The sequence below is a fragment of the Mycobacteriales bacterium genome, from assembly GCA_035690485.1.
GTDB lineage: Bacteria > Actinomycetota > Actinomycetes > JAFAQI01 > DASSKL01 > DASSKL01.
Window position 1 is genome coordinate 23,390 of sequence record DASSKL010000006.1, and the last position, 9,225, is coordinate 32,614.

8 protein-coding genes and 1 tRNA gene are annotated in these 9,225 nt (G+C 72.3%); 2 read left to right on the forward strand and 7 right to left on the reverse strand.

Annotation, left to right across the window (positions count from 1 at the left end; all coding sequences use genetic code 11):
• Window positions 1-3 precede the first annotated feature (3 nt).
• From pknB to VFJ21_01005, 7 genes are read right to left on the reverse strand one after another with little or no spacing between them, the layout of a single operon-like run.
• Window positions 4-1,725 carry a Stk1 family PASTA domain-containing Ser/Thr kinase gene (gene pknB / locus VFJ21_00975; GenBank protein ID HET7405694.1) on the reverse strand — a complete coding sequence of 574 codons (1,722 nt, stop codon included), beginning with the start codon at window positions 1,723-1,725 and terminating at the stop codon, window positions 4-6.
• Window positions 1,718-3,223 carry a protein kinase gene (locus VFJ21_00980; protein ID HET7405695.1) on the reverse strand — a complete coding sequence of 502 codons (1,506 nt, stop codon included), beginning with the start codon at window positions 3,221-3,223 and terminating at the stop codon, window positions 1,718-1,720. Before VFJ21_00980 ends, pknB begins: the two co-directional genes overlap by 8 nt.
• Window positions 3,220-4,659 carry a penicillin-binding protein 2 gene (locus VFJ21_00985; protein ID HET7405696.1) on the reverse strand — a complete coding sequence of 480 codons (1,440 nt, stop codon included), beginning with the start codon at window positions 4,657-4,659 and terminating at the stop codon, window positions 3,220-3,222. The genes VFJ21_00980 and VFJ21_00985 overlap by 4 nt, the downstream gene beginning before the upstream one ends.
• Window positions 4,656-6,014, reverse strand: coding sequence for an FtsW/RodA/SpoVE family cell cycle protein (locus tag VFJ21_00990; protein ID HET7405697.1), 1,359 nt, complete (start codon window positions 6,012-6,014; stop codon window positions 4,656-4,658). The genes VFJ21_00985 and VFJ21_00990 overlap by 4 nt, the downstream gene beginning before the upstream one ends.
• A 26-nt stretch (window positions 6,015-6,040) precedes the next feature.
• A complete protein-coding gene (locus VFJ21_00995) occupies window positions 6,041-7,396 on the reverse strand; it encodes a PP2C family serine/threonine-protein phosphatase (GenBank protein HET7405698.1) in 1,356 nt (451 codons plus the stop codon).
• Between the two features lie 34 nt (window positions 7,397-7,430).
• A complete protein-coding gene (locus tag VFJ21_01000) occupies window positions 7,431-7,931 on the reverse strand; it encodes an FHA domain-containing protein (GenBank protein ID HET7405699.1) in 501 nt (166 codons plus the stop codon).
• A 9-nt stretch (window positions 7,932-7,940) separates the two neighbouring features.
• Window positions 7,941-8,732 (reverse strand): DUF3662 and FHA domain-containing protein, encoded by a 792-nt coding sequence (locus tag VFJ21_01005; GenBank protein HET7405700.1) that lies wholly within the window; start codon window positions 8,730-8,732, stop codon window positions 7,941-7,943.
• A 95-nt stretch (window positions 8,733-8,827) separates the two neighbouring features.
• Here VFJ21_01005 and VFJ21_01010 point away from each other — a divergent pair.
• Both VFJ21_01010 and VFJ21_01015 read left to right on the forward strand, forming a co-directional pair.
• A tRNA-Leu gene (locus VFJ21_01010) sits at window positions 8,828-8,910 on the forward strand.
• A gap of 132 nt (window positions 8,911-9,042) precedes the next feature.
• On the forward strand, window positions 9,043-9,225 hold a 183-nt coding region (locus VFJ21_01015; protein HET7405701.1), incomplete at its 3' end, for a CoA transferase.

The window sequence follows — 9,225 nt, forward strand, 5'->3', positions numbered from 1 at the left end:
CCCCTACGGGAACAGCGAGCTCGTCGCCGTGGGTGTCGGCGTCTCGCTCGGTGTCGGCGTCTCGCTCGGTGTCGGTGTGGGCGTCGGTGTCGGCTGCTGGTTGACCGTGATCGTGATCGTGCTGCCCTGACGGGCGAACTGGCCGCCGCCGGGGTCCTGCGCCACGACGACGTTGACCGGCTTGGTCGGGTCCTGGGTCGTGACCTGGGCGACCTCGAAGCCGGCCTGGCGCAGCTGGGTCGCCGCCGAGTCGGGATCGAGGTTGACGACGTTGGGCACCTGCACGCGGCCGGTCGAGACGATGAGGGTCACTCCGGTGCCGGCCGGGACGCGGGCACCGGGCTGCGGATCGCTGCCCAGCACCTGGCCCGGCGGTGCCGGGTCGTCCTGCTCCTTGACGTTGCCGACCTTCAGCTTGGCGCCCTGCAGCGCGGTCGTCGCGTCGTCCCGGCTGAGCCCGACCAGGGGCGGCACCGTCACGATCTCGAGGCCCTTGGACACCGTGAGGTGCACGTTGTCGCCCTTGCCGAGCAGGATCCCGGGCAACGGGCTTTGGTTGATGACCGTGTTGGCGGGAGCCGGGTCGAAGACGTAGTCGGGCTTGTCGACCGACAGGCCGCGCTGGGCCAGGAACTGCTCGGCCTGCGCGAGCGTCTTGCCGGTCACGTCAGGGGTGTTGATGTCGCTGGCGCCGCGCCCCGACACGGCGGCGCGGGCGATCAGCGCGGCGACGATGAAGACCGCGAGCGTCGCGACGCCCAGCAACGTGTAGGCCGCGACCCGCTTGCCCCGCCGCTCCTCGGGCCTGCGCAGCAGCACGGTGGTCGCCGGCGGCGCGGCCACGACGGTCGGGTCCTCGGGCGCGACCGGTCGTGCCTGCACGGGGCGCCCGGCCAGCGCGCGACCGATGTCGGCGCGCATGTCCTCGGCGGTCTGGTAGCGGTTGGCGGGGTTCTTCGCCATCGCCTTGAGGACGATGGCGTCGAGCTCCGGTGAGAGCTCGGGTTCGAGGACGCTGGGTGGGACCGGTTCCTCGCGGACATGCTGGTAGGCCACCGCGACCGGCGACTCGCCGGTGAACGGCGGCGTGCCGGTGAGCAGTTCGTAGAGCAGGCAGCCGGTGCTGTAGACGTCGCTGCGCGCGTCGACGTGGTCGCCGCGGGCCTGCTCGGGCGAGAGGTACTGCGCGGTGCCGATCACGGCGGCGGTCTGGGTCATCGTCGCGGACGACGCGGTCACGGCGCGGGCGATGCCGAAGTCCATGACTTTGATCTCGCCGCCGCGGGTGACCATGACGTTGCCCGGCTTGACGTCGCGGTGCACGATGCCGTGCCGGTGGCTGTAGTCGAGCGCCTGCAGCACGTCGGCGGTGATCTCGAGGGCCCGCTGCGGCACGAGGCGGCCTTCGGCGTTGATGACGTCGCGCAGCGTCTGGCCCTGGACGTACTCCATGACGATGTAGGGCGTGCGCTCGTCGGCACCGCCGTCGTCACCGGTGTCGTAGACCGCGACGATCGCCGGGTGGCTCAGTGATGCGGCGGCCTGTGCCTCGCGCCGGAAGCGGGCGTGGAACGCCGGGTCGCGCGAGAGGTTGGTGCGCAGGAACTTCACGGCGACGTCGCGGCCGAGCCGGGTGTCGTAGCCGCGGTGCACCTCGGCCATGCCGCCCTCGCCGATGAGATCACCGACGTCGTAGCGGCCGCCCAGCTGCTGGGTGTCAGTCATGGCCCTTCTTCGGTCCGCTTCCGTGACCGTTGTCGTGCCCGGCACCGTTACGAGCCGGTGCGGGCGGCGGCGCGGTGGCCACGGTGAGCGTGACCAGGGTGCGCTCCCGCACCTGCCCTGCCGGAGCCACGTCGAGCACGCTACCCGCTGGTGCGGCCGATGGCTGTGGTTGCTCGGCGACCTGCAGGCCGAGCCGCGTCAGGGCTGCCTTCACCTGGTCGGCCGGCTTCCCGACGTAGGCCGTCTTGTCGACGGTGACGAGCAGCGGTCCGGAGGCGAGCACGAGCGTCACCGTGCTGCCCTTGTCGACTGTGGTGTGCGGGGCCGGCTGTTGCCAGATCACGACCCCGGCCGGGTGGCCCGCGTCGTGCTGGGTCTTGGTGGTGACGTGCATGCCTGCGGCGGTCAGCGCGGAGCGGGCCTTGGCGACGGGGATGTTGGTGACGTCGGGGAGTTCTGCGCGCGCCGGGGTGAGCAGCCACAGCAGCAGACCGCCGATCAGCACGACCACCGCGCCGGCGGCGATCATCCGGTTGCGCACCCGGCGCTGCCCGGGTGCGTGCCGTGGTTCGGGTGGTGCTGGTGCTGGTGCGGGTGCGGGCGTGGTCTGCGTGGTGGCGGGTGCGGCGCGGCGTACGACGGTCGTGGCAGTGCCGGACGGGTCGCTGGCGAGCGCCATCGCGGTGCGGCCGAACTCGCCGGCGCTGGCAGGTCGCGCCGCCGGGTCCTTGTGCATCGCGTGCGCCACCAGGTCGCGGACCGGACCCGGCACGTCGTCGGGCAGCGGCGGGGGTTCGGTGCGGACGTGCGCGAGCGCGACGCTCACCGGGGCCTCCCCTGCGAACGGCCTGCGCCCGGCAAGCGCCTCGTAGGTGACCACGCCGAGCGCGTAGATGTCGCTGGCAGGGGTGGCGCTGCGCCCCTCGGCCTGCTCGGGCGAGAGGTAGTGAGCCGTGCCGATCACGTCGCCGGTGCGGGTCAGGCCGCCGGCGCCCTGGGCCCGGGCGATGCCGAAGTCTGTGACCTTCACCAGCCCGTCGCGGCGGACCATGAGGTTGCCGGGCTTCACGTCACGGTGCACGATGCCGGCGTCGTGCGCGGCCTGCAGCGCGAACGCCGCCTGCCCGACGATGTCGAGCGCCTGGCTCGCGCCGAGCGCCCCGCCGGCTCGGCTCAGCAGCGACGACAGCGTCTCGCCGTCGACGTACTCCATGACGAGGTACGGCGTGCCGCCCGGCTCGTCGTCGCCCGGCTGTTCGCCGTAGTCGTAGACGCTCGCGATGCCGGGATGGGTGAGGCTTGCCGCATGCCGGGCCTCTTCCCGGAACCGCCCGATGAAGTCGGCGTCGTCGGCGTGCTCGCGGCGCAGCAGCTTGACGGCGACCGTGCGCTCGAGCACCTCGTCACGGGCCCGCCACACCTCGCCCATGCCGCCGCCGGCGATCCGCTCCTCCAGGACGTAGCGGCCGGCCAGCCGGGTGCCCACCGCTGCGGTCATGGGTTCAGCACCGCCGCCATGACGGCGCGGGCGATCGGGGCGGCGACCGTGCCGCCGGTCTGGCCGGCGTCGGGCAGCACGACCGCGACCGCGACTTTCGGGTCGTTCGCCGGCGCGAAGCAGATGAACCACGCGTCCTCGGGCCGGTTGGCGCCGTGCTGGGCCGTGCCGGTCTTGCCCGCGACCGAGATGCCCGGCAGCTGCGCCGCGGTGCCGGTGCCGCTCGCGACCACGCCCTGCATCAGCTGGGTCAACGTCGCGGCCACCTGCGGGCTGATCGCGCGGCCGAGCGCCTGCGGGCTCGCTGCCTCGATCGTCGACAGATCCGGCGCCTTCACCTCCTGCACGAGGTAGGGCTTCATGACCACGCCGCCGTTGGCGACGCCGGCGGCGATCATTGCTGCCTGCAGAGGCGTGATCCGTACGTCGAACTGCCCGATCGCCGACAGCGCGGTCTGCGGCTTGTTGGGGTGGTCGGGGAAATGGCTCGCCGCGACCGGCAGCGGGATCGTGAAGCTCTGCCCGAACCCGAAGCCTTGCGCGACCTTGCGGATGACGTCGTCACCGAGGGCCACACCGAGCTCGGCGTACGCCGTGTTGCAGGAGATCCGCAGCGCGTCGGCCAGGGTGATCTGCCCGCCGCTGCCGCAGGTCTCGCCGGCGAAGTTGTGCAGGTAGGTGTTGGTCAGCGGCAGCCGGTAGGCGTCCGGCGCGGGCAGCACGGTGCCCGGGTTGTAGCGGCCGGTGGTGAGGGCCGCCGCGGTGGTGACGACTTTGAACACCGAGCCCGGCGGATAGGTCTCGGCGATGGCGCGGTTGAGCAGCGGCTCGCGCGGGTCCTTGTTCAGCTGCTCCCAGTAGGCCTTGATCGCGGTGAGGTCGTGCGAGCTGAGCTTCGTCGGGTCGTACGACGGCGAGCTGGCCAGGGCCAGCACCGCACCGGTCTTCGGGTCGAGGGCGACGACCGCGCCGGTGCGGTTGCCGAGCGCCTTCCAGGCGGCGTCCTGGGCCTTGCGGTTGAGGGTCAGCACGACCGTGCCGCCCTTGGTCGTGCGGCCGGTGAACAGGTCGCTGAGCCGCTGGGTGAACAGCCGGTCGTCGGTGCCCGCGAGCACCTTGTTCTCGGTGCGCTCGATGCCGGTGGCGCCGAGCACGATCGAGTAGTAGCCGGTGACCGGCGCGTACTCCGGCCCGCCGGGGTAGACGCGCAGGTACTTCAGGTGGTCGTTGGGTGTCTTCGTCGAGGAGGCGACCGCCTGGTCGCCGGCGACGATCGGCCCGCGGGCGTGGTCGTACTCCTTCTCCAGGACGCGGCTGTTGTACTTGTTGGCCTGTAGCGACCCGGCCTCGCCGACCTGCACGACGTTGGCGTTGATGAGCAGTGCCGCGAACAGCACGAGGATCGCGATCGCGACGCGGCGCAGGGGGACGTTCACCGGCGGAACACCTCCGTCGGGGCGGCCGCGAGCACCTCACCGGCCGGGGCGGCGGGCGGCGGCGGCTGCACCGGCCGGCGGGCGGCGTCGCTGACGCGCAGCAGCAGCGCGACGATGATCCAGCTGCTGACGAGGCTGGACCCGCCGTAGGAGAGGAACGGCAGCGTCAGGCCGGTCAGCGGGATCAGCCGCATGACGCCGCCGACCTGCACGAAGACCTGCAGCGCCACGGCGAACGCCAACCCGATCGCGAGCAGCTTGCCGAAGCCGTCGCGCACCGACAGCGCCGCGCGCACGCCACGCTCGACGAACAGCAGGTAGAGCACGAGGATCGCCGTCAGCCCGATCAGGCCCAGCTCCTCGCCGAACGCCGAGGCGATGAAGTCGGTGCTGGCGAACGGCACGAGGTCGGGCCGGCCCTGACCGAGCCCGGTGCCGAAGATGCCGCCGTTGGCGAACCCGAACAGCCCCTGCACCAGCTGGTAGCCGTTGCCGGTCGGGTCGGCGAACGGGTGCAGCCAGATGTCGACCCGCTCCTGCACGTGGGAGACCACGACGGATGCCAGCAGCGCGCCGACGCAGAACAGGCCCAGCCCGATCAGCAGCCAGGACGCGCGTTGGGTGGCCACGTAGAGCATGACGAGGAAGAAGCCGAAGAACAGCAGTGCGGTGCCGAGGTCGCTCTCCCGAATCAGGATCGCGAGGGTGGCTCCCCACGCGAGCAGCACCGGACCCATGTCGCGGGCGCGCGGCAGCTCGAGCCCGGCGAAGCGGCGGCCGGCGAGCGACAGGAGCTCGCGCTTGCCCACCAGGTAGGCCGCGAAGAACACCACCAGGACGATCTTCGCGATCTCTCCCGGCTGGAACGACAGCGGGCCGAGGTGGATCCAGATGCGCGCGCCGTTGACCTCCGACAGCGAGGCCGGCAGCAGCGCGGGCAGCAGCAGCAGCACGAGGCCGAGCGCCATGGCCGTGTAGGTGTAGCGCGCGAGGGTGCGGTGGTCGCGGATGACGACCAGCGTGACGACGAACAGCGTGATGCCGATCGCCGTCCACGCTAGCTGGAGCCCGGCGTTGCCTGGCGGCACGACGCTGCTCAGTCGCTGCGCCTTGTTGGCGGTCGCGAGGTCGATCCGGTGGATCATCACCAGGCCGAGCCCGTTGAGCAGCGCGGCGATGGGCAGCAGCAGGGGTTCGGCGTAGGGCGCCACCCGCCGGACCGTGAGGTGCGCGACGAGGAAGAGCGCGCCGAGCCCCGCGCCGTACCAGACGACGCCGGACGGCACGTTGCCGTCGGCGCCGAGGCCGACCGAGATGTAGGCGAGCACGGTGACGGCCACCGCGAAGACCACCATCGTGAACTCGACCCCCCGCCGAGCCGTCACTTGAGCCCCTCGCACGCCGGGGGCGGTGGCGGGGTCGGGATCAGCGGGCTCGGGCTCGGGGTGGCGCTGGGCGTCGGACGCGGCGCGGGGCTGCGGCCGGCGGTCGGTCGCGGCGTGGCGGTGGGGGTGGGGATGGGGCTGGCCGATGGCGACGGGGTCGGTGAGGGGCAGGTCTCCTCGAGCAGGCGGTGGACGATGCGGCGCGCCTCGCCGAGGGTGCCGGCCGCGATGCCGTCGCGCACCGGCTGCTGCTCGTACTGCGGCAGCGCGGAGACCGGCAGCTGCACCCGCTCGTGCTCCTGCGCCAGCGCGACGCCGGCGATCGACCCGGGTACGCCGTGGAAGATCGCCACGTCGTCCCCGCCGGCGGCATGGTTGCTGTGCGCGGCACCGACGTACCACTGGCCGTTGATCCAGGCGTAGGCCGCGCCGACCCCGGCGACCAGGACGAGCACGACGATCGCACCGCCGAGGAGGGCCCGGGGGGCGCGCCGGCGATGCCGGATCGGCGGCTCGTCCTCGACGCCTTCGGGCGTGGGTCGGGCGGCGCGGGCGCGGGCCGCGGGGCTGTCCTCGATGGCGCCGCTGTGCATCTCCGCCGCCGCGGCGCCGGTGATGACCGGCGCGCTGGATGTGGGCTCTTCGTCGACGAGGTCGGCCACCAGGACCGTGACGTTGTCGGGCCCGCCGCCGCGCAGGGCGAGGGCGACCAGCCTCTCCGCGGCCTCGTCGGGGCTGCCCTCGCCGAGGGTGTCGCGGATGGTCTCGGCGCTGACCACGCCGGACAGCCCGTCGCTGCAGATCAGGTACCGGTCGCCGACGTGCGCCTCGCGCATCGTCAGGTCGGGCTCCACGTCGGCGCGACCGTCGAGTGCGTTGGTGATCAGCGCCCGCTGCGGGTGGACCTCTGCCTCCTCGGCACTGATCCGACCCTCGTCGACGAGCCCCTGCACGAGGGTGTGGTCATGGGTGATCTGGGTGAGCACGCCGTCGCGCAGCAGGTAGGCGCGGGAGTCGCCGACGTGCACGAGCCCGAGCCGGCCCTCCGACCAGAGCAGCGCCGTCAGCGTCGTACCCATGCCGTCGAGCTCGGCGTCGGTGGTCACCAGCTCGCGCAGCGCGTCGTTGGCGTCGTTGACCGCGGCCCGCAGGGCGTCGAGTAGGTCGGGCCCGGGGTTGCGCTCGTCGAGCGCGGACACCGTGTGGATCACGACCGCGCTGGCGACCTCGCCGGCCGCGTGCCCGCCCATCCCGTCGGCGACCGCGAGCAGCCGGGGACCGGCGTAGGCCGAGTCCTCGTTGCCGTCACGCAGCAGCCCGACGTCGGACCGTGCGGCATAGCGCAGCCTCACCGCAGGAACCCTAACGACTCGTGCCTCGACCGGATCAGCGCCGCAGCTCGAACGCCGTCTGCCCCACCCGGATCGGCGTGCCGACCCGTACGGTGACAGGGCCGCTCACGCGCTGGCCGTCGAGGTAGGTGCCGTTGGTCGACTGCAGGTCCTCGAGCACCCACCCGTCGCTGGTCGGTGTCAGGCGCGCGTGGCGTGACGACACGTAGTCGTCGGAGGAGACCACCAGCGTGCAGTCGTCGTTGCGGCCGATGGTCACGGGCGTCTCGCCCAGCGTCAGCGTGGTGCCGGCCAGCGGTCCGGTGGTCACGGCGAGGACGCGAGCGTCGCGGCGGCGGCGAGGGCGTGCCTGGGTCGCCGTCGCCGGGCGCCCACCGGTGTTTGCCGCAGGCCGGCGTGCGGTCTGCCCGCCCGCGGCCCGGGCCGCGCTGCGGGCCCCGAAGACGTCGGAGCGTACGACGACGACGGCGGCGATGACGAAGATCCACAGCAGCGCGAGCACGCCGAAGCGGACGACGAAGACGGCGAGGTCCATGGGCCTTGGTCAGCCCACCGGGTCGCGGTCGAAGACGAGGGTGGTCTCGCCGATGCCGATGCGGTCGCCGGGCAGCAGCTGTCGCATGCCGACCGGGGAGCCGTTGACGAGCGTGCCGTTGGTGGACCCGAGGTCCTCGAGGATCACGCTGTCGTCCTCGATCCGCACGAGCACGTGGCGGCGGGACACGAGTCCGTCGGGCAGCTGCAGGTCGGCCTCCGGGCCCCGTCCGATGACCGTCTCGGGCTTGACCAGGAAGTAGGTCTCCTCGAGCCCGCGGGCCTGCGGGGAGTTGACGTCGTACTTCTCCTCGCCACCGACGATGAGTCGCGGCGCACCGGGGAACGAGCCGCGCGGTGCGCCGGCTGCACCGGTGATCAGGTCGGGGCCGGAGCCGCCGCTTCGCACCAGCACCTCTTTGGCGCTGGGCCCGGCGGAAACGCCGCTGCGGATGCGGAAGACGCCCGTGTCGAGGCTGTCGACGCGCTCGAAACGCACCGTCACCGCGCCGAGGATCGTGTAGGCGTTCTCCGCCGCGTGCTCTCGCACCATCGCGGCGAGCTCGGTGCCCAGCGGGTCGGCGTAGGCGGCGAGCCGGCTGTGGTCGTGCTCACCGAGCTCGACGACGAACTCGTTGGGCACGAGGACCCGGCCCTCGCTGACGATCGCCTTCTTGTCGTCGGTCTCGCGCTGCAGTGCCTGCGCGATCTCGACCGGTTGCACCTCGCCCTTGAAGACCTTGGCGAAGGTGCCCTCGACGAGGTCTTCGAGGCGTCTTTCGAAGCGTTGGAGTACACCCACGAGCGGATCCCTTCCCCGTCGCATCGTGATCGTATCCGCCGCTTCACGCCGGGGAAGGTCACCCGGTGCTGCGTGCTAACTTCGTTGGGTCACTCGGGCGAGTGGCGGAATGGCAGACGCGCACGGTTCAGGTCCGTGTGTCCGTAAGGACGTGGGGGTTCAACTCCCCCCTCGCCCACCCTCCTTCGATCCGGATCGAGCCGTTCGCGGCGCTTGCTGGTTGCTGTCAACGCTGCAGGTGCTGACCTTCCGGAGCCCAGTCGGCGGGGCGGCCGGTCTGGTTTGCGAACTCCACTGATAGGACCGACGGGTGCCGCTGCCACTCGATGGGCTGACCGTCGTCGACCTCACTCAGGTGCTGTCCGGGCCCTACTGCACGATGCTGCTCGCCGACATGGGCGCCGACGTCGTGAAGATCGAGCCGCCCGCCGGTGACGCCACCCGGCAGTGGGGTCCGTTCCTGCGCGAGGACGAGGAGCGGTCCTTTGGCGGC